The organism is Methylotenera sp. (genome assembly GCF_036401095.1).
Taxonomy (GTDB): domain Bacteria; phylum Pseudomonadota; class Gammaproteobacteria; order Burkholderiales; family Methylophilaceae; genus Methylotenera.
Genome location: NZ_DASWWA010000006.1, coordinates 13301 through 37316, shown reverse-complemented (window position 1 = coordinate 37316; position 24016 = coordinate 13301). Strand labels below are relative to the sequence as shown.

Below are 24016 nucleotides of genomic sequence, written 5' to 3'. Positions count from 1 at the left end.
CTATGACCCCGCTACGGCTTGGATTGCTGCAGGTTCACGCAGTGTAAGCCAGTCTAGCTCACACTGCGCATGTAAGTTGGCAATCAGTTGACTGCTCAAAGCGCCGCTCTCGTTCAATCTGGTCATTTCGCAGTCCCTTAAAATCAGCTCCGCAACACTGGCTTTACTTAAAGACTCCGTCAACTGTAATAAATCGCCTTCATGCAGCATATCCAGCTCAAACTGCATGACAGAGCGGTTTAATGTAAAACCACCTAGATTAGGTGCAAATGCAGGCGTATATTTTTCCTGCTGTTTAATACTGTATTTAATGCCAAATAGCTTATGGTTTTTATGTTGATCGCGCAGGCTTTCCACCCACTCTATGCGGCGTTCTTCACCCACAAAACCTTTATTAATCAAGGTTTGATATTGCGGTAGATATGCAGTGATAATCTCTTTTTCCAAACCAGAAGACTGATAGCGTTGGCGCGCTGCATTGAGTTGATTCTGCTGATTAAGCAATGCCAATTCCTGCTCAGTTTCATACTGCTGCACAAGCACAATACACGCTACTACCACGGCAATCACCACACCTAATACCACCAGTGGAATTTGCAGCTTTTTCCAGTCATTGGGCTCTAGTTTCATCATGGCTGAACCCCGCTTACGTTAGCTACATCTGATGCAGGCTTAAGCACTATTTTTAACTTAAAGAACGCCGGCTGCTTTTGTGTAGACTGCTCATCAGTGGTGCTACCCTGTAAGCTAACAAATGAGCTCACGTTTACTGGCTCTTGCAGCACAGTCACGTCAGCAACTCTGGCATCTGCCTTAATGTTGGTCACAAACTGGTTCAGGCTATTTAAAGCGCGCCGATAATCTCCAGTAAAACCAGAAATTTGCGCTGTAAGAAAGCCAACTTCAATCAATTTAGTCGGGTCAGCAGGCGGCAAAGCGTTTGTGGGTGTTTGCACACTACCCGTTGCCACAGGCAGTGGCGTAAATTTATCTTGATCATTGACGTTGCTGTCATTGGTCAGCACCCAATGCAATCGATCGATCTGCACTTCATCCAACGTGCCTTGAGCGGTAGGCGCTAATGCTGTACTGACCACCTGCATCATTAGCCTTGGTGACTTTGGAAAAGCGGCGATGGTTTTATCTAACTCCACTGCGACTTTTAAATCATTGGCGCTAATTTGCGTTACCGGAAAATCTTTTGCGGCCTCGTCATAGCGATGCTGCTGAATCTGCGTATCTTGCTGCGCTTGCTCAAAAGCAGACTTATGATCCCACCCCTCTTTAAACATCCACGCCGCAGCGGCCATGCCAAAGAAACCAACTAAGGCGGTGCCGATCGCCAGACCTTGTTTTAACTTATTAAACTGAAAATATTTAGTAAGCCAGTCTGGTGCCAGGTTATCAACAAAATGTCCGCTTGCCAGTAGTTGCATATGCATAAGCTCCGGCTTTTCTTGCAGCAAGGGCACTGGCAAACCTAATGTTTTAGCTAAGCTACTGAGATTCACATCAGAACAATTCAAACCTTGCTCCTGGCTGATACCTTGGCTAATCTGTTGAGTAGAGCCATTGGCGCTGACCAACGCTAAGTTCAAGTGCGTGTCGCGCGTGATGTAGCGCTGACTCATCAAATAAAGACGTGTTTTCTCAATCTCTACCAGATAAAAATAACCCAGTTGCCCAGACCCATCAGGCACATTCGGCACTAACCGACTCATGCGTAAACAGCCATGATGGAAATACGTTTGGCGCAACCCAGAGGAGAGCTTTTCGCAAATTAACAAGTGTGGCGCGGTTAGCTTTAGCTGCCGCATTAACACCTGGCTTAACATAGGAAGCAAGTAAACGCCCACTAACTGCGCTTCCTGAGCCTTGATAATGGCAACCCAGGCTTGCAGAAAATCATCTTTACTGATGGCAACAAACAAAAAGTTATCGTCTTTTCGCTTGTCTTTATCACGGTCAATAAAATGGGCTGTGCGGTAATCCAAACCTCGGTAGTGCTGATTCAGCTTACGCGTAATCAGCTCTTGCTTGGCACTGCCTGTGGTGTGCGGCAAACTCTCTAACCTAAAATCTTCCTCTACAGCATCTGCAATCAAATAAACCGGGCTGGATGGGTATTGCTGCAAAAATGCTGCAAATGCCTGATGCCCAGCTTCATTATTCGCAAAAGCCTGGTTACCTTGCAGTTTACCCGCATGCCAAACGCCTACCAGCAACTGGTTAGCCGTAGCGCACAACACTAGTTTTTTTGGATTAGCGAATATCATGCTTTGTTATATTTAATCACTTAAATTTTAAGCTTACTAAATGAGTCATAAACCGGCCCAAGTACCGAGAACATAATGAACGCAAGTATGCCGCCCAGTAGTACCGTGAGTGCGGGCTCTATCATCTTGAGCATTTTTTGCATCGCATCATTTACATCACGGTCATAAAAGTAGCTGATATTTAGTAGCGATTTATCTAGCGCCCCTGTGCTTTCACCGACCTTAATCATGCGCACCACAAGTTGCGGGAATAATCCAGCATTGCGAAAGCTTTCACTCATGGCATCTCCCGCATTAATCTGCGTATGCACCCGCGTCAAGGCATCTGCCACTACCCGATTACCAACGATGTTTTCACATATTTTAATCGCATCCAAAATAGGAATGCCGGTTTGGTACATCAAGGCAAAATAACGGGCAAAGCGCGCCATAATGATTTTATGCAGAATCGGCCCGGTAACTGGGATGCTTAATTTAAACAAATCAAACCGGTAACGCGCTGCAGGGTTAGAGCGAATCGTTGCCGCCAACAAAACAACCGCAGCCACCGGCAAACCAAGTATTAGCCACCAATAGTCCACAAAGGCATTCGACATCGCGATCAAAATCTTAGTATTAAGCGGAAGCTCTTGCCCCATGTTACGCAAAAACGACACCATCTGCGGCACTACATAAATCATTAAAAATACAACGGCTAGCAACACAACGACAGCAACAAACGCTGGATAAGCCAATAGCTTTTTGGTTTGCGACATTAATTCATCTTGCCAACGGATAGTATTAAACAAATTATTCAACACTACCGACAGTTGACCGGTACGTTCGCCGGCATCAATCAAGCTCACAAATACATCACTAAATACCGCAGGATGCTCAGCCAAGGCTTGCGACAGCATTTTTCCACCTTCAACCTCCGCGCTAATGGCACCCAGCACTTTTTGAAAGTACGGGTTGTTACTGCTCTCACGCAAATCAACCAAGCACTCCAGTAACGGCACACCGGCATTAGATAGCTGCTCCAGCTGAAAGCAAAACATCACCAAGTCTTGATTTGTGACTTTATTACGATTAAAGAGGCTGGTAGATCTAGTCGCTAAGCGAAAAGTAATTAAATCTAGGCCCATGCGCTCCAGCCGGATTTCTAAATCCACTTCATTAAGCGCATCCACCTGCCCCATGGCAATGCGGCCTAACTTATCAACGGCTTTATAACTAAAAGATGGCATAGATTACGTACTGATCCTGCTGGTTAAATCAATCACCCGCATCACTTCTGGCACACTGGTGTATCCCTCTAAAATCCGGCGCACGCCATCTTCTGCCAACGTGATAAAGCCTTTATCCAACGCCACACTTTTCAATTCATCCAAGTGTGCGCGCCGCGAAATCAAGGCATCCATATCCGTGTCTATGCGTAGCAATTCAATAATCGCCATACGGCCCCTGTAACCGGTTTGATTACAATGTTTACATCCTTTGGGCTTGTAAATCGGGGTTTGGTCGTTTGCTTTAAGTCGCAAAATCTTACGCTCAAGATCGTCTGGCTTATGTTTCTCTTTGCAATGTGGGCATAGTACGCGCACCAAGCGCTGTGCCACCACGCCAATAATATTGCCGGCCATAATGTCAGGCAAAATACCAATATCGGTCAAACGCGGGAACGCACCCAATGCTGAGTTGGTATGTAACGTACTAAATACCTGATGCCCGGTCATCGCCGCACGAAACGCCATCATGGCAGTATCTGCATCGCGGATCTCGCCGACTAAAATGATGTCGGGGTCTTGCCGCATTATTGAACGGATACCATTGGCAAAGTCTACCTTATTCACCTCTGCCACCGACGTCTGGCGCATCATGGTCACCGGATACTCCACAGGGTCTTCCAGCGTCATGATATTCACCGCCTCGGTGTTCTGATGCGTGAGTAATGAATAGAGTGTGGTGGTCTTACCGCTACCGGTTGGCCCCGTTACAATCAGAATCCCCTCAGGACGGGTCATCATCAACTGTAGTTCGTCTAGTGTTTCTGGGCGTAGCCCCATGCGCTCCATCGGGATAATAGACTTCTCGCGGTCCAGCACGCGCAATACGATATTTTCACCATGAATAGTGGGGTGTGTAGACACCCTAAAATCAATAGGGCGCCCACATAAATTCATGTTTAAGCGACCATCTTGTGGCGCACGCGTTTCTGCGATATCTAGCCCACTGACCACTTTTAAGCGGACAGCTAAACCACCCCAATAACTTTTATGCAAACTTCTAATTTGCTGCAATACGCCATCGATTCTATAGCGTATGCGTAAAAAAGCCTGTTCAGGCTCAAAGTGAATATCCGAGGCGCCGCGCTTGACCGCATCCATCAACAAAGCGCCGACCAAGCGTACTACCGGTTGTGTATATTCATTATCATCGGCACTTAAGCTCTGATAATCAATTTCACCGGTTTCAATTTCGCGCAGAATGCCGTCAACCGACAACTCATAACCATAAAACTGGTCGATTACCTCTTCAAGCTGCGCTTCGGCGGCTAATACCGGCTTTAACTGAATCTGGCCGCCTAGCATGGCGCGTAACTGATCCAATGCCACCACATTGAATAAATCTGCCATGGCCACAACCATGGTTCTGGTCAGCGCATCGTACGCCACTGGTAACAAATGGTATCGGCGTGAAAAATCTTGCGGCACCATTTGTAGTGCCTCAAAATCAGCCACTACCGTTGTTAGGTCAACACTTTCGGTACCGATAGTATGCGCAACGGTGTCACGCACCATTGCCTCAGTCACAAAGCCCAGACGCACCAATTGGCGCCCTAAGGGCAAGTCGTTATGCTCTTGCTCAATAAGCGCAATGCGCAGCTGATCCTGGCTAATCAAGCCCTGCTGCACCATCAACTCGCCTAAGCGAATTTTACGCCGCTGTTCAGCCATTTAATTTAGCCTGTTTATATAAGTTCATTATTGTTTTTTCGTTTACTTAATCGGCACTAAGACTATCTTGAATAGTTATGCTGAAGCCTCATTACTGCAACGCACGAACCCTTGCCTCTACCTGAGCACGATCCGGACTGGAAGCACCCGTCATATTCAGCAAATCAAGCGCACGCTGATATTGCACTAGCGCTAACTTAGGCTTACCTAAATGCTCTAAGCTAATCGCCAAGTTAAATGCGTAATCTGCACTGATCGGCGCAAACTGGCTAGCACTAAAATAAGCGGCCTGTGCAGAAGCCCACTGATTTTGCGCTGCATATAAATTACCCAAGGCCGCATGCAAATTAGCTGCTTCCGGCTGGCGTGCCAGCATGCTTTTAATCTTACTCTCCGCCCCTACCGCGTCTGTATTCGCCTCTAAATCTGCCATCGCAGATTGAGCGATGCTGTTTCTAGGCTCAATTTCCGTGACCTTACGATACCATCCCAGCGCATCCATATTGCGGGCTTGGCGCTGCGCGATGGCCGCCATGCCTAGCAACGCATCCACATTACGGACATCCCTTTGCAATACTTGGCGGTACTTCTGCTGCGCTGAAGCATCATCCCCGCGGTTAAATGCCTCATACGCACCCAGCAATGTCGGATCAACCCCTGCAGCCTGCGCTTTGCTTATCAGCCTTAGTGGCTCACTCGATTCTGTCGTCGCAGACTCACGCCGCACCGCCTCTTCCACTTTCGCAGGTTTGCGCGTGGTAACCGCAGCTGACTGCTGACGCACTAATGTCGCATCCCCTGCAGCAGGCTCGCCAGCTGACATTGGTTCATCTATCTTGCTCTCTGCCAACTTATGTTTTTCTAATGCTGGGTTCACCACTGTGCCACTATCCTGCGCTTTAGTAGCAACCACATCAGCAACACCATCAATTGCGCCATCGACCCCATCCTGCGGACTAGCAGCGACCTCAGGTTCGGGACTCACTTGATCTTCTACTACAGCAACATTAGCCGCAGGTGGTGGCGCTGGCGTGACAACCACTACTTCACTGGTGCCAAGTGCTTTAATATACTTATATCCTTGCAAGCCCAGTAAAATCATTAAAGCCCCAGCCACACCCAGCAAAAGCAAGGCGGTGCGTGAGCTCGCCGTCTTAGCTGCATGATTCGCCACAAATACGCTGGCAGCTGCTTTCTGATTACCCTTAGCCACATCAGCCTGCGCTTTCAGGTTAGCAACGCTTGCCATTGCCGCTTCATTAAAAGCATCCGCCTTACTTTTTGCCTTAGTAGCGGCTTGCTTTGGCTCGGCAACTTGTTTAGTGAGCGCATCCTCTTTAGGTTTGGTATCGGTACTAATTAAGCCAGCCTCTTCAGCCAGAGATAAATCCATACTCTTGAACACACCATTATCTTGCGCCAAAGCAAAGGACTCAACATGATTACCCATTGCTCCTTCATCAGAACTTGCAACAACCTTTGCGTTATCTAACTCAAGCTCAAGTGGCGAAAGTGACAAGGCATCAGAAGACAAGGCTTCGCTGCGTCCGGCCTTATTAGCCTTCTCTTTATCCTTTTCTGCAGTCGCCAGTGCTTTGATTAGCAAACTCATTTGCTAATTACCTTTCACTCTCGTCATCTGATGTATTTTCCAATTGCTGAGAAGGTAGATACTGTTTATAAGAAGAAAGCTCATCACTTTCTAAACTAGCGCTAATAATCACCGTAGGCCGCAGGAAAATCACCAATTCGGTTTTACGATTTGCATCGTTTTGCCCAGTAAACACCTTCCCTACACCAGGCACTTTTGATAAACCCGGCACTTTATCTGTATTCGTCAACACATCGTCTTGCATTAACCCGCCAAGCACCGCTGTATTACCACTTAGAATCTGCAACATAGACTCCATTTCTCGCACTTGAATTTCAGGCACCAAACTTTCAACCGTTAAATTAGGGTTAGGGTCTTTTTTGAACCCCAACACTCTCGAAACAGTTGGTCGTATATTGATATTCACGTTACTCAAGTCATTGATTTGCGGGGTAACACTCATAACGACACCAACAGGCACAGTATTGGGCGTAGTTGTCACGGTAGACAATATACCGCCGCCTACCGAGCCCTGTGATTGCTGTGATTGCACCGTAAAGTAAACCAAATTATCTACAACTTTTAGCACTGCCGTTTGGTTATTTAGCACCATCAATTTTGGGCTGGACAGCACTTTAGTTGACCCAAATTGCTCAAGTAAATTAATAGATGCAGCAATATTACCTATTTTGCTCACTGGGTTAAGGTACCCAGCCACAAATCCCGCATTGGTCGCTACGCCAAAGGCATTCGCTGTAGTACTGAAGGTATTCCCTGTAGCATTAATACCGTTCGTTTGCGCCCCTAACTGCTGCCTAAACTGAAAGCCACTATTAGTTGCGCTATTGTTTAGCCGGCTCCAATCAATACCAGCCTGAAAGCTGTCACTAAGCCTTACTTCAACAATGGTTGCCTCAATTAGCACCTGACGTTTAGCACTCGCCAGCACTTTATCCAAAAACTCCTGAACTCGCTCATGCTGCTTGTTGTTGCCACGAACGCTTATGACGCCAGCCTCACGATTAGAAATGACATTGGCAGCAAACAAGGTTTTGTATTCAGTAAAGGCTTTTTGTGTATCCACTTTTACGTTATCAGTCTTTTGCGCACTTCCCGTGATAGCACCAGCGGAACCCTCTTTAGCACTTTGACTATCAGCGCTAGCCGATTGCTTATCTGCCTCTAATCGACCAATAATGATTTCTTTGTCACTCTCGGCCAACAGTGCAGTAATGTTTTTTTCCAAGGTATCCCAAAAGCGATTGTTTGACTCACTTCTAACCATAGTACGAGAGCTATTATTCGCCCCTGTACCTGAGGTATTGCTTGTTGTACTGCCGCTAGCGCTAGAGCTCTGACCGGTGCTGGAAATTTGGCCATCCACACCGATAAAACCAACAGCATCACGCGACATATTCACATAATCAACTTTATACGTCCTCAACACTGGCTGATCTGGCGTAATTGTCAGCACTTTACCTTTAACGTTATAAGTTAAATCCACCTGCTTAGATAAGCGCTCTAGAATCGCAGGCAGGGTTTGGTCTACGGCATTTAAAGTCACGCGCCCTTGAATGGCAGGGTGAATATCAATATTGAGCTTGCTGTCCCTGGCTATTGCAAACAGCACTTCTTTCACAGGTGTGTCGTAAACAACAATGCTGTAAACAGGCTCTTTTGCTTTAGGTGTAGGCGGTGGTAAGTAGGGACTGTTAGTAACTGGCTTAGGAATCGCTGCAGATGCTGCAGGCGTTGCTGGTTTTGACGTTAGGGATGGCGATGATGTATTTTTGCCATCAATATGGCCTGTTGATGGCTTCACTTTGGATTGATGTGAGCACGCCGACACCCCCAAAACCAAGGTCATGCATAGCAGTGTTGATACTGTTTTATTCTTTATCACGGCTTGGTTACCCCTACATTCTGTAACTTTATCTGTACACTTTTTAATCATTTTCCATGATACCGCAAAAAATGCAAGAAAATACAAATAGCAACAACAAGTTACAGGAGTAAATCAAGGTTATTAATGAGGTTGAACACCAAACTTTACAGCGAACTCATGCGTAATTAAATTCTACACCCGCGTAGCATCGTCAATCTAAACACGCACAATCATTAAAAACAGATAAATATCACTAAATACCCACTACAAAAAGTTAATTAAGCGGCACTATATCTTTATTAATTCCAGCTAAGGTTCTTAAATAAGGCCGATTGTTTTTAATAGATGGCGGCAAGCTTTTGAGTGCATCCAGTGCATCAGACCGCTGCGCGTAAGCGCCATACAACACTACTGTATATAAGCCATCAGATTTGCGCATACGGTAAAGATAAATATTATCCACCTCCACTTGTCGACTTAACCCCTCAAGCTCGGTAACCAATTGCGCATCCTCAATCTGCTCATCGGTCGACACCGCATTAGGCACTGATTTAATTTGCAGCAACACAGTTTCTGGCTTTGCGCTCTGCAATAGCTTACTCATCGCATCCAAACGCTGACGCACCAACCCCTCTGCGCCTTCTAGAGTAGGTTTATCAACAGCCACAGCGATATCTTTCAATGTGACGGGTGCATTAGCATTAGTCAGCGCAGAAAAGTCATTGACCTTCACTTGTGTATTAGTAACTGCAACAGCGGATTGTTTAGCTACCTGAGGCAGGCTAGACTTAACGGCGGTAGGCTCCGACTGGATTGCTGGAGTTGTCACCTTTGCACCACTTGGTGAAGCAGATGAGCGCTGCCAAATCATTGTTGCGATTAGCACACCACTTATAATCACCAGCAAACATAGAAACCACACGGCAACTTGTTTATAACGGCCAAATTTCTGCCCATATAGGCTTTCTGCGAACTCACTATCGTGGATGGCGGCATTTACATGCTTAGGTGTTACTTGATAGACATTGTCAGCAAATGCTGCCAACAAAGCTTTATCCGCTAAGATATTCACACGCCTTACCAAGCCTTTTGCCGCATGAGACAGTTTTTTAATTGACGCATCGGTAAACAAATGGGGGCCATGGTAGCCCGCCGCACGCAACCTAAAAATCAGATACTCACCTACATCTTTAGTGTGCAAAGGGCCTAAATTAAAACGATGCGTGATACGCTCACGCAATTGGCGGATTTGCTCTTGGTTGAGATTTTCATCCAGCTCAGGCTGACCAAACAGCACTATCTGCAACAGCTTATCCTGCTTGGTTTCTAGGTTAGATAACAGGCGAATCTCTTCTAGCGTTGCCAATGGCATGCCTTGCGCCTCTTCAACGAAGATTACGACTTGACGGCCTTCAGCATGACGGCTTAACAGGTGCGCCTGCAAAGCCTGCATCACCTTCAACCGATCCGCATCTTTAGGCAAATCAAGCTGCAGCTCAAAAGCAATTGCATGCAACACATCTTCAGGCGCTACACTGGGATTTGCAAGATAAATACTCTCGATTCGCTCGGGAAGTATCGTTTGCAACATTCGGCACAACATGGTTTTTCCACTACCCACTTCGCCCACTACTTTGATAATACCTTCGCCATTACTAATGGCATAAACTAAGGCATCCAGCACTGCGCCCCGATTACCGCCAGAAAAGAAAAAGTCTGTATTGGGAGTAATCTTGAATGGGGGCTGCTGCAAACCAAAGTGTGGATAATACAAGTGATTTCCTAGCGACGATTAGTCTTCTTGTGTGTTCATGCGGCTATATAGCGTTGTTCGATTCACATTTAACAATTTAGCCGCTTGACTTAAATTGCCATGCGTCATCTTCATTGCTGCATCTATGTACGCGCGCTCCCAAGACTTAAGCACAGCATCCAAACTCACATTCACTTGGCGCTGTAAATGCTTTTGCGCTTGCGCGGTCATGCTGGCATCATCGTTAAAATTGAAGGAGTCCGCACCTGATGCCGGCTCGCTTAAATCAAACTCGGCTATCAGTTCATTTTCTTTAACGGTTTTACCGGAGTACTTGGCAATTAATCGTATCACTATATTTCTTAGCTCGCGCACATTGCCGGGGAAATCATAATCTAACCAACGCACTTCAGCTTTAGCATCTAGCTTAAATGGCGCTTTATCAATTTGCTTGGTATAAAACTCAATAAAATGATCACGCAACAAGTGCTTATCATCCGCCAACTCACGTAACGGTGGCACATGTACGGTAAATACACTTAAGCGGTGGTATAAATCTGACCTAAATTTACCGGCACGCACCTCTGCCCTTAAATCACGATTGGTCGCAGCCACGATGCGCGCACGACTCTTACGTGTTTGCGTCTCACCGATACGCTGATACTCGCCATTTTCCAATACACGTAGCAGTTTTGCCTGCAGCTCCAAAGGCAGCTCACCAATCTCGTCTAAAAATAAAGTGCCCTCACCCGCATCTTCAAAATAGCCAGCATGTGCAGCCACTGCGCCTGTAAATGCGCCTTTTGCGTGACCAAACAAGATAGACTCGGCCAACAATGGGGAAACCGCAGCACAATTAACCGATAGATAAGGATAGAGTAAACGCTGGCTTGCAAAATGAAAGCTACTCGCCACCAATTCTTTACCGCTGCCAGATTCACCTTCAATTAAAACTGGGAAGGGAGAGTCCGCAAACTGCCTAATTTGCATACGTAACGCTTGGATAGGTAAGCTATCGCCAAGCAAGCCGCCATGCTCTTGCTCCACCCGCATCTCATTCAGCTCAACGTCTTGTACCTTGAGCGCATTCAACAACATGTCTTTAAGTTTTTCTACATCGCAAGGCTTGGCAATAAAATCCACCGCGCCCAATGCAAGCGCATGCTTCACGTTCACATCATCACTTTGACCTGAAAGCACATGAATTTTAATCGTTGGAGAGTGTGTCAGCAGTGCGCTGATAACTTTAAAGCCTTCTTCAGGGGTATGGGGCGTTGGCGGCAAGCCCAAGTCTACTAAAGCCAGGGCAGGAGGGGCATCTAACTGTTGCAGTAAACTTTTCAATTGCGTATATGACTCTGCCACACACACTTCAAAATATTTACTCAACACAAAATGTAAGGTATCAGTGATTAGCGGGTCATCATCAATAATCATCAATACAGGACGTAGTGCCGCCATTAACAAACCCTTTTTTCTAAATTAGATAACAACTATAACCAACGCAACTATAGCCTGAATAGTTTGATGTATCAACACTTTCACCGCCCTTGCAGCATAGCGAAAGCTTAGATAAAAATCATGATTAAACACCTAGCCAATTCATCAGCAAAAACGGCGAAGTTCCCTAGTGTTATTATTTGCCACTTTGCAGACGATCACTCTGCAAGTTGACTAGAAAGTATATGGCGATGTGCTTTTAAGTAAGCCAAGAACTCAACACCGTTAAGCTCCCTGAGCTTTTGATTTACCTCTTCATTCTCACTGGGAAAACAAAAGATTGACGCATCTTGCCCTACAACCTTCAAACCATCATGTGCTGTGTCCTGTACTATGCTTCGCACTTTATCCTGAACCTTCTCAGTAGCGGGCGTATATGGCACGATGATCCAGAAATCACTTCCTATCCTAGCCACTAAATCTGTACTTCTAAACGCCGCTTTTAGATGGCTCGTCATTGCAACCAACTGCTCGGCAGCATCTTTTGCGCCGTAAGCATTTCCCAGCTCATTTTTATCTCCATGATCTATGTGCACTAAGCCAAACTGCATAGCGCACATGTATCTAGACATAATCGCCATCAGCCATTCAAATATAAAAAGAAAGCGATCTCGATTCTCAATATCTTCAATTAACATGACGAACACCCCACATTAAATATAATGATTACAAGCAAAAATCAGCTCACCTAGGCCAACATGCACTACTTAAGCCGCACAAAATATAGATCGACCATCAAAGCAAAGATACCCTTTTTATCATGCAATTGATACTACTTTAACGCAAACAGCTTAAGCTAGCATCATCTGGCCAATATGTAATTTATGTGTTTATTCAGCACTAATGATTACGTATTTGGAATCCCATGCGAGTGAAAACTGCCAAAAAAAGCCCTGCACAGTGCAGGGCTTTAAAGCAGAGGGTTAACCAAAAAGCACTAACCCATACGAACAAAAGTCACATTTTCAAGCTCATTAACAGATAGCTAATAGTGATTACGGTCGCTAAGTGGCGGCCTGAACAATGACACATCATTATCATATCTACCTAAGTATTAATCTGCAGATGGTGCGTAAGCTGATTTCTTGCCTCCAAACTCATACCGTACACCGATCCATGCTGAGCGTGGCGCACCTGGCGCCAAGAACGTCTCACCCACGGTCATGGAGCGGCGGTTATTTGAACCACCGATCATGTAATTACCGCTTGCTGGACTAAACGGACTCGCGCCCAACTGGCCGGCCGTTGCATACTCTTTATCCAACACGTTATTCACACGAGCAAACAGGTTCCATTCATTGTTAATCTGGAACGCTGCCGATAAATTAATGGTGCTATAGCCAGCAATTTTTCCACCACCAAGGAAGCTACCACCTAACTCATGCTTGTTATTCTCGTTGCCACGCGCGTACGATCCAGCAATCGCTAGCAGATCGCCGCCTACGCTGAACCTGTCCGTCACACGGTAATTAGAATAGAACTTGAACACGTTTCTTGGCACCAATGGAATGCGATTACCTTTTTTCACGTTGATTTCGCCATCATCAGCTGAAGAGTTCGCCTCGCTCATGAAGGTTTCGTTACTTTGATAGGTCGCATCCAAGAAAGTATAGTTTGCACCAAAGCCTAAATTACCAACCACTGCATTCAGGCCACCCTCAACCCCACGACGGCGGGTTTCGCCAAAGTTCTTAAAGTAGCCTTCGCCAGAGGTTGGGCTGCTAATGAACTGGATGTCATCGTAGTTAGTTGCTGTGAACAAGCCCGCATTCCAAGATACCGCATTATTCAGCTTACCGCGCAAACCAGCCTCCCAGGTTTTAGTGACCACTTGATCAAGCGGAGGGTCACCAGCCATGGCATTAGGTAAGCGGCAACCGTTATCCGGATTCGCACATCCAAGCTCAATACTAGTTGGTGCACGACTACCTTCATTGTAGCCAGCATAAGCATTCAAGCCATCGCTTACCGCATAAGTCAGGCCTAATGCTGGATTAACACGGCTGAATGTGTGATTACCACTTAATGAGTCATCATCATCGCGATAGACATCCCCATCTAGACGGTCACTATTTTTCACACGGATGTGGTTATAGCGTGCTGCGGCAGTCACATGTAACTTGTCGGTAACCGCCAAGGTGTCTGTCGCAAAAATGCTCCAAGTGTAATTCTTGCCGCGTAAATTAACGCGCGCATCATCCAACTCATTATCCGCATTAAAGCCCATACCGTTAGTAGGATCAAGGAAGAAACCTGTGCCGCGTATACCACGATCACTAGTCACACTGCCGTATTCAGAAGATGCTTTATAGGTGCTACGGCTGAAGTCAAAACCACTACCAATACTGTAACTGTTAGCGCGCCCCCAAAGCTGGCTATTTACGTTAACCTGGCCGAAAATCCCCATGTTTTCTTGGTTAACTTCGCTACGGTTAATTAAGCCAGTACATTTTTCCAAGGGCTCACCACCCACGCTAGCAAGTTGCACTGGGCATCCAGAGACAAAGCCGGCGGTCAAAATGTTCTGCCCCACGCCACCAACTTCTTCAGGTAACGCGCCATCATTCAGGTCACCGTTATAACTACGGGTTTTAATCTTGCGGTAGTAGGTGTTACCAGTCAGAGACACATTATCAGTAAAGTAATGTGCTAATTGCAGGTTTAAAAAGTTAGATTTATTCTGCGTATTATCCGGCCATGTAAATACGCTGTCGTAGTTACGGCGCAACATACTTTGCGGCGTCATACCATTACCATTCAGGTCGGTATCAGCCCAAGCGTAAGTGAGGTTCAGGTCGGTTTTCTCGCCATGCCAGCCCAATTTACCGAACAACTGCTTAGAGTTAGATTCAGAATGATCACGCCAGCCGTTTTCATCAAAGAAAGTACCGGCTACAAAGTAATCAATATTATCAACTACGCCACCGTACTCCATATTGGTAACATTACGGCCCCAACTACCAAACAATGTCTGTAACGCACCACCCGGGTTATCACGTCCGTTTTTAGTTTGAATCGACAATGCACCACCTAAGGTATTCAACCCAAACATCGGGTTTGAGCCTGGCATAAGCTGCATGCCTTTAATCGCATTTTTAGGAATCAAATCCCAGCTAACTACATCACCAAATGGCTGGTTCATACGCACACCATCCATGTAAATTGAAAGACCTTGCGGCGTTCCAAGCAAAGGTGATGCGGTGAATCCACGGTAGTTGACGTCAGGCTGTAGCGGATTGTTTTGAACTTCGTTCACATACACGCTACCCATATGACGCTTCATGTATTCGCTAATATCTAGAGATTGTGTACGCTCTAAATCTTCAGCATCTACAGTCTGCACATTAGATGGAATTTGGCTGACTGGCACGCCTACAGATGGCAGCGGCGTTGTACTCACCACCTCAACCTTGTCAATTGTAATCTTGTCTCCAGCTTGCGCCATATGCGGCGCTGAATAGGCGGCCAATATGGCCAGCAACATCAGCTTTGGTTTTATTGTATTTTGCATACATCTCCCTATAGTTATTTTAAATACGGGGGTCTAGTACGCAAAAGACATACCAACATCAGGAATTTACAATATTTACATTTAATCAATCACTTAAAATCCACATGTACAAAACCATGCATTACCGCGCAAGAAAATTGGCTTTACTCAACCACCAAAATGGCTATTAACAGCCAGAGCATAACTAAGTAACGCTAGCTTTGTATAGATACCGCCAGCTAAAGTCAAATCTGACCTGACGGCATGTGCACAAAGCACATAGACAATATAGAGGGGTGCGCAGCCTGAGAGGCCAGTTTAGGGCCTAGGCATTAGCAGAACACAAGACATCCGCAACAACGGAACAAATATAAGCCTATGAAAACAACCGCACTAAAGTAACCACTAATGGCAGTGATATGGCACAGACTTATTATGACAGCCGTACTTATCCAAGCCTCCACCATGAGAAGGCGCGCCATGCGTACCTTCTGCGTCATGGGTATGGCCCCCAAAGAACGTTACAGGCTGCCTTGGATTTAACATATCTGCATTAACAACACTTACTCCAATAGCAACTAGAGCCAACATTCCTAAAGCGACAACTTTTGCCTTCTTCATACATTCCCTTAATCTAAGAGCGTGATCAATAGCTAACGTATCGTGCGCTCTATACAGATTAAAATCAAATATTAGATGCCTGCAGAATACACGGCTACTTTAATCATACTAACAGGCAATAAAAAGCCCCGCAGTTAGCGGGGCTTTTAGTATATGGGGTGGCTGATGGGGCTCGAACCCACGACAACAGGAATCACAATCCTGGACTCTACCAACTGAGCTACAGCCACCATAGAGACTTTTTTAAAATTCAATGCTATTTGTCCTACTCAAAAGGACAAAAAAAGGACAAAACCACTGCCCTGCTAAACTACATGAATAATGATATATCAAAGCTGTAAGTTTGTGTGATTGAGAAAATGAGATATGCTTTATGAAAATAAAATCATGAATCCAAGAAAATGATTAGTGAGCCTTCTAGTTCACACGCCACAAAGGATTTAAGTAGTGAATGACATCAACCCAAAAGCTCTGGAAGAAATAAATCATATTGAGATGCTCGTAGGGCGAAATATATTACTTTTTCAAGAGGTAGAGCTCCTCTTAAAAGAGATTAATCATCTGAGACATGGTGCAGGAACGGAAAATAATCTTCTAGAACGGAAAAGGAAAATTAATGAGTTGTCGTTGGGTAGACTAAGCGACACTTCCGTATTAACCAAAATTGATTCTAAATTAAGTGTGAAAAATGATACTGATTTGTATCATACATACGACCTACTTAAAGACTATGAACCATTAAACGCAGCTATAAAGTTTTTTAACGATATTAATACAGATAGAAATTTTCTTGTACACAACTTCATTGCCAAATGGAATCTAGACGAAGCTGAAGTCAGAATTAAAGCAATTGAATGGTTAACAAACCAACATGATGTTAGCTTCTCCCAAAAGGAGGTACTGGTCTTGTCACTTAATATTATTAACAGTCGTATAGACATTATTAATGAATACTTTAGCTCTGAAGAAGGTGAGAAAAGGTGGAATGAATTTTTAGACTCAAATGAAGAAGCCCACATTAGTTTCACTTTTCAAGACAAGTAAAAGCGTATGCACCCATCAAATTTATTGAGATTTCTGACTGTCATAAATTGTAGGTTTATAGCTATACTCAACTATACATTCAGCATTAGAGATTAAGATGGATATCAACATTAACTTACCGGGCGAAAAGCTAGTTATAAAACTTTGGGAAACCATTACAGATAGAGGAATTGGCTCACTACTTAAACCCTTGCAAATAAAGCGTGAAGGTAAAGCTCTTGCAGAGGCTCAAGCAGAAGCAATGAAAATTATTGCCCAAGCAGAAAAAGACGTTGAGGAGATAAAGTTAGGTAAAGGAATTTACATTGAAGGTAAATTTCTACCCCATTCAAATTCAGAGTCAAACACCACATCTCACAACCAATCTAATAAAATTGAGCCTTACATTGATCCAAATAATCTTGCACAACTGGTAGTCAGCAACGGCATTAAAGGTGCAATGCGAAAAGAAATAAACGTAAGTAAAGCTATATTAATAGCTGAGGCAACACTTGCCGGGGACTCTCAAAAGCCCTCAGAAAAGCAAGTTGACAAAGATTGGATATATCGTTGGCGAGATTATGCAGGTGATGTTTCAATGGAAGAATTACAATCCTTATGGGGCAACGTTCTCGCAGGTGAGATTAAAGCTCCCGGAAAGTTTTCGTTAAGGACACTTGAGTTTCTACGTAATTTATCCAAAGAAGAAGCTGGTAAAATTCAAACTCTAGGTAGCTACGTACTCGCTGATGCTATTTTCAAAGAGAGTGAAAGCTACTTAATGAGCAAAGGTATTTCTTTTGGATTTCTATTAGATATGCAGGAACTTGGCATTGTTTCTGGGGTTGATTCAACCGGCTTGAGTTCCGAATTTTCTTCTACTTTAGCAGATGAGTTCCTTGTAAACTTTAAATATCATGGTAGGTTTCTTCAAATATCCCATGAAAATGCACAAATAAAACTCACGTTGCCAGCTTATGCAATCACTAAATTAGGAATACAAGTACTCTCATTAGGTAAGTTTGAGCAAGATGAGAATTTCCTCCGAGTTATTGGGGAGGCTGTAAAAAGCCAAGGGTTTAAAGTAGCAATAGGTGATATAAATACGGTTAATGGGAACGTAACTACATTCATTAATAAACAATTTCTATAAACACCCCGGACTATAAATAATTTCACTAGAAAAATTTGTTTAGCTTCTCTATACGCTGAGCGCAGAAACTTCCCCCTCCGGGGTAGTCTTTAGCACCCTCAAACCTATCTTATTCAAATCATCCAGCAATTAATGAGTTTTAATTAACAGATGATATTAGGAATTATTCCTTTACGACACACAGAGAAAAGCCCTCAAGTTTTATCTCAAGGGCTTCAAGGGTATTGCTTAAGAGGTAAGCTTAGTTAAATCTCTCAAACACCAGTTTATTCGGGGATGCTGCTGCCTTACTAATGAGTACTCTTACCTTCCCTAGCTGCAACTCGCGCTCTGTAGCCGACTCCTTGATATAGCTAAAGCTTGAGTAGCTAACAGGCTCAAGCATAAACTCGAAGTTGAATAGTCTTAGGTAAGTAGGTCTCATTTGTTTTTATCCTTAGTTAATCTCTTAGGAGTCTAAGAGGAACTACAGAATATCAAACTCAAGTAAGCGTGTAAACTTAAATATTGTTTATAATCATATAGTTAGTTACTTATAAGAGACTATCAGGAAGCTAACTATTATTTATACTTAGAACTATTAAACGAAGATGCAATTGAGGCATACGCTCTTAAATACACCCTAGATAACTAAGGGCACCCAAGAGAAGACTTAAGGGCTTACAGGGTGCTTTGCAGAAGCTTTAAGGGGTGGCTAGGATACGCTGCACTGTGCTGACACCTATCTTTAATTCCTTAGCTATCTTAAGCATACCCTTACCTTCAGCTCTAAGCTGTCTAACAAGTGGCTCAGGGTTTTCTATTGAAGCTGGACGACCATGAGGTCTACCTGACTTAGTGCCTGACACCTTACTCCTAGCAATACCTGATACCACCCGCTCTCTAATCATTGCTCTCTCGAACTCAGCAAAGACTCCACACATTTGAAACAGAGCCTTCCCTGCTGGAGTCCCTGTATTAATCCCTTGTTGGTGTAGATATAGGTCTACTCCGCTAGAGTGTATCTCACTTAAGAACTCTACGAGATGCTGAAGGCTACGCCCTAGCCTATCCACTGACCATGCTGCAACCATATCAAACTCTCTACGAGTTGCACCCTTAAGTAATAAATCAAATGCTGGTCTCTTGTCTCTACCCTTCGCTCCACTAATTGCTTGGTCTACGAACTCAGTTACAACGAGCCACCCCATCCTTTCAGCTACAGCCCTAAGCTCAATCAACTGGTTATCTGTAGTTTGATTCTCGGTACTTACACGAGCATATAGAGCCACCCGCCTTGCTTTAACTGTAGTCATTATGCTACCTCTTTAGAGTTAATCTAAATACATACTAAATCATTTGTTTTGGTATGGTCAAGCATCTTTGTTAAGAGGCTAGGTTTTATAGGGTTTCTGAGGGAGTGATTTTGTAGGGTTTTAGTATGGGTATGAAAAGTCCTAACAGGCTAGCCACATCAGCAACTTACAAGCTCACATACACACCTTAGGAATAAAGACATTGCTTCATATATGTCATGGACTTAGGGGCTGACGTACACACCTTAGCAATACCAGTTCCAAATCTATTAACTATCTGAATAAGGAAAACAATGCAGGATATAAACGAAGTAAAGGTGTATAGGAGCTTCGCCTTACCCTTAGTCACCTTTGAGTATCTCAAGTTATTTCAAAGGCAATACCTAAAGAAGCACAAAGTATCTATCAACAACAATCAAGCAATAGCTGTATTACTGGCTGAACATAAACAATTAAATGTAGGAAGTGAATAGCAATGGCGCGTAAGACAACTAAGGACAGCATGGCATGGTTCAAATTACCAACTACAGGATTCTTGCTAGATATGGCCGGATATAGTGATGCGCACATAGCAATTTACGTCAAACTGATGATTACTTACTGGGCTGGGGGTAACAAGCTACCTGAACTAGATTCAATTAAACGCAAAGTTGGCGTTATATCAGCAGAAAGTGAAAAAGCTCTCAGTGAAATACTCGATGAGTTCTTCCCTAAAGATGCCGATGGCAACTATAGCCATGATGAACTAGATAGGCAACTTGAAGAGGTTAAAGACCTCAGCGCAAGACAATCAGCTAGAGCTAAGTTACCACGTAGCCACTCTAGAACTCACTTAGTAACTTCACATGATGACCCAGATGACTTTTAACCACCGCTAAGCCGTGGCTAACCAAACTGTAACCAGTGCTAGCCATAGATAGATAGATAAATAGATATATAAATAGATATACAGACACATAGATAGATAAATATATAGAGAGATATACAAAGATACAACTAACTAACATATTTATTAAGTCTAATAACTAATCACATTAACTCAAGTATCAGTTAGTAATCTATAAGGTTAATTCTTGAATCTACTAACTGTTATGTTGAGATTACTAGGGTGAGTTTTATTCATTATTTATATCTATTTAACTAATTTTCTAGTCAGTTAACCATAAGTAGCACTACTAGCTACAAGTGTTAATTCTTATAGATACTTAAAAGTTACCACTTGATTCTAGTAGTAACTTACAGCCTCTCTCCACTTACATTTCCCCTCTTCATTGTTAGCTATTTTAAGCATAGCAATCCATATAAATTGAAAGAAACTATGAACAACGACCGAATGGTTCTACCCTGCCCACTTTGCAAAACTCCCCACCTCGTTCCAATCTCCCGTAACCGATCTAAATGTAAAGGCTGTAGAACATGGCTACAAATTAATGACAATGGAGACTCTTTACAAGACTATTTTGTAGCTAAGAATAAAGTGTATCTAACCAAGAAAGGATATACCAATGTGCCTTGAGCCAACAACAGCTATGTTAATAGCCTCAGGCGCTTCAGCAGGACTCTCTTATGTTGGAGGTCAGCAGAACGCTAAAAGTGTCACCAAGACTCAGAATGAAGCTTTAGCAAACAATTACGATGCCTTAAACAATCAGCAGCATCAGACCAACCAACGAGCAGCTCAAGAGAAATCTATTAGAACTCAAGAAGGGATGAATGAAAGAGCTAAACTATCTACTATTGCTGGTGAGTCAGGTGCGTTAGGTCTCTCTAGCGATAGGTTAATCAATAACTCCTTCATGCAGGAAGGCACTGATATATCTACTATTGAGCAGAATCGTTTGAATGACGTCAATGGAATCAATTCTAAGATGGCTAACAGCAACATTACAGCTCAATCCACTATCAATACAGCTCATCGTAAAGCCCCTACCCTCATTGAGTCAGGCTTACAGATAGGTTCTGATTATCTTAAGGTTAAAACAGGCTCTACAAAAGCAGCAAAGACCAAAGCTAGTGTTTAGATAGGTGAAATAACCACAGGTGTCTTAAGATAAACTTAGGATGCCTGTGCTTGTTCATCTATTTTTTTATTCAACAAACGTGTGTAAGATAATCCCGCTATGAATAAATACTTACTTTTACTTCCGCTCCTCTTTTTATCACCCGCTCAAGCTGATGTTCTTCAGGCTAGAGTTGTAGGTGTTACTGATGGAGACACGATAACAGTGTTAGATGCTAACAACAATCAATATAAGATTAGGTTAGTTGGTATAGATGCTCCTGAAAAGAAGCAACCATTTGGACAAGCTTCTAAGCAGTCCCTTTCAGATTTAGTCTACAACAAGACAGTACTGATAGACTGGTCTAAGCTAGACCGTTATGACCGCATACTCGGCAAGGTGTGGGTCAATCAGATTGATGCTAACTTGGAGCAAATAAGGCGAGGGTTGGCGTGGCACTTTACCAAATATGCAAAAGAGCAACTTATAGAAGACAGAACCTCTTACTCGCGCACTCAAGAGCAAGCTAAATCAGCAAAAGTAGGCTTATGGATAGAACCTAACCCGATACCTCCTTGGGACTGGAGAAAGGGTGAAAGGTAAATTTATGCTTTGACAAAATAACCCGAGAACCTTTTAATGATACCGTTTTATGCTCAGTGAGGAAGTTAGAGTAATGGAAGAAATTTGCTATTGGCTGCTTTGCTTTACTCCAATCCTAGAAAGCTCAAATGAAAGAATATTTGGATTCTCTGAATACCTCACTGCTGTAGCCCTGCTTGCTCTGCTATATACAATTACTGACACTAGATACAAATTCCGCATCGCTATAACTCCCGGACATCTGCATACTACATCCTACTATTTACTTGCAATAATCGGCATTCAGAGCTTACTAAGTGAAGTTTGGATTGCTGAAGGCTGGTGGGTTCCTGTCACAAAAGGTCTAACCTATTCAATTTGGCAAATGATTTTTGGCATGTTATTTCTAGGGATATTTCTTACTTGGATGTATTACGCATTTATACGCCCTCCAATTTTTGGTAAACGCAATGCCCGTAGATATGCAAGAGAACTCTATAAGTATGTTTTAAAAGGCTCGGATGATGAGCTCAAAGTAATTGCAGACGAGCTATCTAGGTCAGCGCGTACGCTAATCGAACTAACACATAATATTGAGAGTTATGACAATACTAAGGGGCAGCATCACCCAAAAAGGAAAGTGAGTGCTCGAGACTATGCTCACGACATATTATTACTATTAGGCAGCCGCAGGTTATGTATGCATATAGTCGCAACATCACCAATTACAGCACAAGCTTTCTTTGAAGAAATGGCAGCTAGAAATAAGTTTAATATTCCAATAGGTCAATTCGCTAAAAACATCTCTAGTGAAGCTATTGCACAAAAAGGTTCATTTTTATATGTAGAGTCAGAAGGCTACACCTCAGGTTTGCTAGGATATCTAAAACCAGTAAGTACAGCCATTTATGGTAATTTTAGTTGAAGCTCTAGCTGTAAATAATATGTCCCCATTGGATATCAACTACAAAGAACGATGGAAATGGGACTCAGAGCAATGGGAAGCATACTCTAGAGCGACACTAATCACCATTAAAGATTACCTAGTAAGAAGTAGAAGCCCATATAGCGCATACTCAATTTTTAACGCACTTAATGATATGGAAGACGCCCTCTTAGACCTTCATACATTAAATGGGCTTACTTCAACTTATGATATGGACACCTCTAAAAAACTCTCAGTGATTGTCCACTTTGTAGAAGACGCAATAAAGTTACTTGACCATCATAAAAGCATCAAAATTCTGTTAAGAAATGTTCAAAAGGATACTTACTCTGAAAACCTCTACGATGAATTAGCTTCCCTTATATTTGAGCTATGTTTCAATGCCTCTAGCGTTAAGTCACCGCAAGATACTTGTTGGGGCATTCATTACAATATAGTTTGGAGTAGATTGTTTACGCACAATAATGGAAACGCATGGAAAATTGTACGCCATAAAGTCCGGAGGCTTATCTATGATGAGATTGTGCGACTAGAACAATTCCCCAACTATAAAAGCTCAAGGATTCTTGGCTTTTGTTTAAACATATTAATAGACACTCCTAAGCCCACCACTGACTTTGGAAGAGCTCAATATCCTCTAGCTAAAGCTATTCAATCATGGACTAGTCAGCACTATCTTCAATTAAGAAAAGCTAATATTGAGGTAGCCAACTCAGTTTTGGTTGGTAGCATAAGCTTCGACAATACAGGAAAGCAATTAATAAAAACTTATAACAAAGGGCTTAACAAAGCAGCTCCCCAAGCCTATCTAAAACTTAGGCATATTAAAACAATTCGAAAAACTAGAGCTACTCCAAAATAGTTAACTTACTGTTAGTAATTCAGAGAGCATCAAAAAGAATAACGTTGCTTATCGGAATAGTGTTATCAGTAACGCAAGGATTTCAGATAGGTTTAACTGACTC

Annotated in this window: 20 protein-coding genes and 1 tRNA gene; 7 read left to right on the top strand and 14 right to left on the bottom strand. The window is 43.4% G+C overall.

Going from position 1 to position 24016, the window contains the following annotated elements:
* From VGD82_RS05725 to VGD82_RS05670, 12 genes are all read right to left on the bottom strand, one after another.
* On the bottom strand, positions 1 to 633 hold the full coding sequence (locus VGD82_RS05725; protein WP_331019485.1) for a hypothetical protein: 633 nt from the start codon (positions 631 to 633) through the stop codon (positions 1 to 3).
* Positions 630 to 2276 carry a hypothetical protein gene (locus VGD82_RS05720; protein WP_331019484.1) on the bottom strand — a complete coding sequence of 549 codons (1647 nt, stop codon included), beginning with the start codon at positions 2274 to 2276 and terminating at the stop codon, positions 630 to 632. Before VGD82_RS05720 ends, VGD82_RS05725 begins: the two co-directional genes overlap by 4 nt.
* Before the next feature lie 20 nt (positions 2277 to 2296).
* Positions 2297 to 3502: a type II secretion system F family protein gene (locus VGD82_RS05715; RefSeq protein ID WP_331019483.1), complete on the bottom strand. Its 1206-nt coding sequence runs from the start codon at positions 3500 to 3502 to the stop codon at positions 2297 to 2299.
* 3 nt (positions 3503 to 3505) lie between these two features.
* The gene (locus tag VGD82_RS05710) at positions 3506 to 5212 is read right to left on the bottom strand and encodes a GspE/PulE family protein (protein WP_331019482.1); all 1707 of its coding nucleotides are present in this window, start codon (positions 5210 to 5212) and stop codon (positions 3506 to 3508) included.
* A gap of 91 nt (positions 5213 to 5303) precedes the next feature.
* The gene (locus VGD82_RS05705) at positions 5304 to 6824 is read right to left on the bottom strand and encodes a hypothetical protein (protein WP_331019481.1); all 1521 of its coding nucleotides are present in this window, start codon (positions 6822 to 6824) and stop codon (positions 5304 to 5306) included.
* 7 nt (positions 6825 to 6831) lie between these two features.
* Positions 6832 to 8703, bottom strand: a complete 1872-nt coding sequence (gene mshL, locus VGD82_RS05700) for a pilus (MSHA type) biogenesis protein MshL (RefSeq protein ID WP_414684460.1) — start codon at positions 8701 to 8703, stop codon at positions 6832 to 6834.
* Between the two features lie 259 nt (positions 8704 to 8962).
* Positions 8963 to 10462 carry an ExeA family protein gene (locus VGD82_RS05695; RefSeq protein ID WP_331019480.1) on the bottom strand — a complete coding sequence of 500 codons (1500 nt, stop codon included), beginning with the start codon at positions 10460 to 10462 and terminating at the stop codon, positions 8963 to 8965.
* Between the two features lie 18 nt (positions 10463 to 10480).
* Positions 10481 to 11902 carry a sigma-54 dependent transcriptional regulator gene (locus VGD82_RS05690; RefSeq protein WP_331019479.1) on the bottom strand — a complete coding sequence of 474 codons (1422 nt, stop codon included), beginning with the start codon at positions 11900 to 11902 and terminating at the stop codon, positions 10481 to 10483.
* A gap of 197 nt (positions 11903 to 12099) precedes the next feature.
* Positions 12100 to 12579, bottom strand: a complete 480-nt coding sequence (locus VGD82_RS05685; RefSeq protein WP_331019478.1) for a diguanylate cyclase domain-containing protein — start codon at positions 12577 to 12579, stop codon at positions 12100 to 12102.
* A 416-nt stretch (positions 12580 to 12995) separates the two neighbouring features.
* Entirely contained in the window at positions 12996 to 15452 is a 2457-nt protein-coding gene (locus VGD82_RS05680) for a TonB-dependent receptor (protein ID WP_331019477.1), read from the bottom strand.
* A gap of 384 nt (positions 15453 to 15836) precedes the next feature.
* Entirely contained in the window at positions 15837 to 16052 is a 216-nt protein-coding gene (locus tag VGD82_RS05675; RefSeq protein WP_331019476.1) for a hypothetical protein, read from the bottom strand.
* 154 nt (positions 16053 to 16206) lie between these two features.
* Positions 16207 to 16282, bottom strand: a tRNA-His gene (locus VGD82_RS05670).
* A 217-nt stretch (positions 16283 to 16499) separates the two neighbouring features.
* On the opposite strand from VGD82_RS05670, the gene VGD82_RS05665 reads away from it, so the two are divergent.
* Positions 16500 to 17096, top strand: a complete 597-nt coding sequence (locus VGD82_RS05665; RefSeq protein ID WP_331019475.1) for a hypothetical protein — start codon at positions 16500 to 16502, stop codon at positions 17094 to 17096.
* Between the two features lie 97 nt (positions 17097 to 17193).
* Positions 17194 to 18228 carry a DUF2806 domain-containing protein gene (locus VGD82_RS05660; RefSeq protein ID WP_331019474.1) on the top strand — a complete coding sequence of 345 codons (1035 nt, stop codon included), beginning with the start codon at positions 17194 to 17196 and terminating at the stop codon, positions 18226 to 18228.
* 241 nt (positions 18229 to 18469) lie between these two features.
* Here VGD82_RS05660 and VGD82_RS05655 read toward each other — a convergent pair whose 3' ends face one another.
* Both VGD82_RS05655 and VGD82_RS05650 read right to left on the bottom strand, forming a co-directional pair.
* A complete protein-coding gene (locus VGD82_RS05655; protein WP_331019473.1) occupies positions 18470 to 18652 on the bottom strand; it encodes a hypothetical protein in 183 nt (60 codons plus the stop codon).
* 259 nt (positions 18653 to 18911) lie between these two features.
* On the bottom strand, positions 18912 to 19523 hold the full coding sequence (locus VGD82_RS05650; RefSeq protein WP_331019472.1) for a recombinase family protein: 612 nt from the start codon (positions 19521 to 19523) through the stop codon (positions 18912 to 18914).
* Between the two features lie 475 nt (positions 19524 to 19998).
* Here VGD82_RS05650 and VGD82_RS05645 point away from each other — a divergent pair, with 475 nt between their 5' ends.
* From VGD82_RS05645 to VGD82_RS05625, 5 genes are all read left to right on the top strand, one after another.
* On the top strand, positions 19999 to 20391 hold the full coding sequence (locus VGD82_RS05645) for a DUF1376 domain-containing protein (protein WP_331019471.1): 393 nt from the start codon (positions 19999 to 20001) through the stop codon (positions 20389 to 20391).
* 637 nt (positions 20392 to 21028) lie between these two features.
* On the top strand, positions 21029 to 21544 hold the full coding sequence (locus tag VGD82_RS05640; RefSeq protein WP_331019470.1) for a virion core protein, T7 gp14 family: 516 nt from the start codon (positions 21029 to 21031) through the stop codon (positions 21542 to 21544).
* A 204-nt stretch (positions 21545 to 21748) separates the two neighbouring features.
* Complete coding sequence (locus tag VGD82_RS05635) at positions 21749 to 22126, top strand: thermonuclease family protein (protein ID WP_331019469.1); 378 nt, start codon at positions 21749 to 21751, stop codon at positions 22124 to 22126.
* Between the two features lie 73 nt (positions 22127 to 22199).
* Entirely contained in the window at positions 22200 to 23030 is an 831-nt protein-coding gene (locus VGD82_RS05630) for a hypothetical protein (RefSeq protein WP_331019468.1), read from the top strand.
* Complete coding sequence (locus VGD82_RS05625; RefSeq protein WP_331019467.1) at positions 23014 to 23913, top strand: hypothetical protein; 900 nt, start codon at positions 23014 to 23016, stop codon at positions 23911 to 23913. The genes VGD82_RS05630 and VGD82_RS05625 overlap by 17 nt, the downstream gene beginning before the upstream one ends.
* Positions 23914 to 24016 lie beyond the last annotated feature (103 nt).

Excerpts from the sequence above, each read along its gene's own strand:
- VGD82_RS05675 (WP_331019476.1), bottom strand. The coding sequence starts at position 16,052 with ATGAAGAAGGCAAAAGTTGTCGCTTTAGGAATGTTGGCTCTAGTTGCT.
- VGD82_RS05725 (WP_331019485.1), bottom strand. The coding sequence starts at position 633 with ATGATGAAACTAGAGCCCAATGACTGGAAAAAGCTGCAAATTCCACTG.
- VGD82_RS05655 (WP_331019473.1), bottom strand. The coding sequence starts at position 18,652 with ATGAGACCTACTTACCTAAGACTATTCAACTTCGAGTTTATGCTTGAG.
- VGD82_RS05645 (WP_331019471.1), top strand. The coding sequence starts at position 19,999 with ATGGCGCGTAAGACAACTAAGGACAGCATGGCATGGTTCAAATTACCA.
- VGD82_RS05685 (WP_331019478.1), bottom strand. The coding sequence starts at position 12,579 with ATGTTAATTGAAGATATTGAGAATCGAGATCGCTTTCTTTTTATATTT.
- VGD82_RS05650 (WP_331019472.1), bottom strand. The coding sequence starts at position 19,523 with ATGACTACAGTTAAAGCAAGGCGGGTGGCTCTATATGCTCGTGTAAGT.
- VGD82_RS05710 (WP_331019482.1), bottom strand. The coding sequence starts at position 5,212 with ATGGCTGAACAGCGGCGTAAAATTCGCTTAGGCGAGTTGATGGTGCAG.
- VGD82_RS05625 (WP_331019467.1), top strand. The coding sequence starts at position 23,014 with ATGGTAATTTTAGTTGAAGCTCTAGCTGTAAATAATATGTCCCCATTG.
- VGD82_RS05630 (WP_331019468.1), top strand. The coding sequence starts at position 22,200 with ATGGAAGAAATTTGCTATTGGCTGCTTTGCTTTACTCCAATCCTAGAA.
- VGD82_RS05720 (WP_331019484.1), bottom strand. The coding sequence starts at position 2,276 with ATGATATTCGCTAATCCAAAAAAACTAGTGTTGTGCGCTACGGCTAAC.
- VGD82_RS05715 (WP_331019483.1), bottom strand. The coding sequence starts at position 3,502 with ATGCCATCTTTTAGTTATAAAGCCGTTGATAAGTTAGGCCGCATTGCC.
- VGD82_RS05640 (WP_331019470.1), top strand. The coding sequence starts at position 21,029 with ATGTGCCTTGAGCCAACAACAGCTATGTTAATAGCCTCAGGCGCTTCA.
- VGD82_RS05705 (WP_331019481.1), bottom strand. The coding sequence starts at position 6,824 with ATGAGTTTGCTAATCAAAGCACTGGCGACTGCAGAAAAGGATAAAGAG.
- VGD82_RS05690 (WP_331019479.1), bottom strand. The coding sequence starts at position 11,902 with ATGGCGGCACTACGTCCTGTATTGATGATTATTGATGATGACCCGCTA.
- VGD82_RS05660 (WP_331019474.1), top strand. The coding sequence starts at position 17,194 with ATGGATATCAACATTAACTTACCGGGCGAAAAGCTAGTTATAAAACTT.
- VGD82_RS05680 (WP_331019477.1), bottom strand. The coding sequence starts at position 15,452 with ATGCAAAATACAATAAAACCAAAGCTGATGTTGCTGGCCATATTGGCC.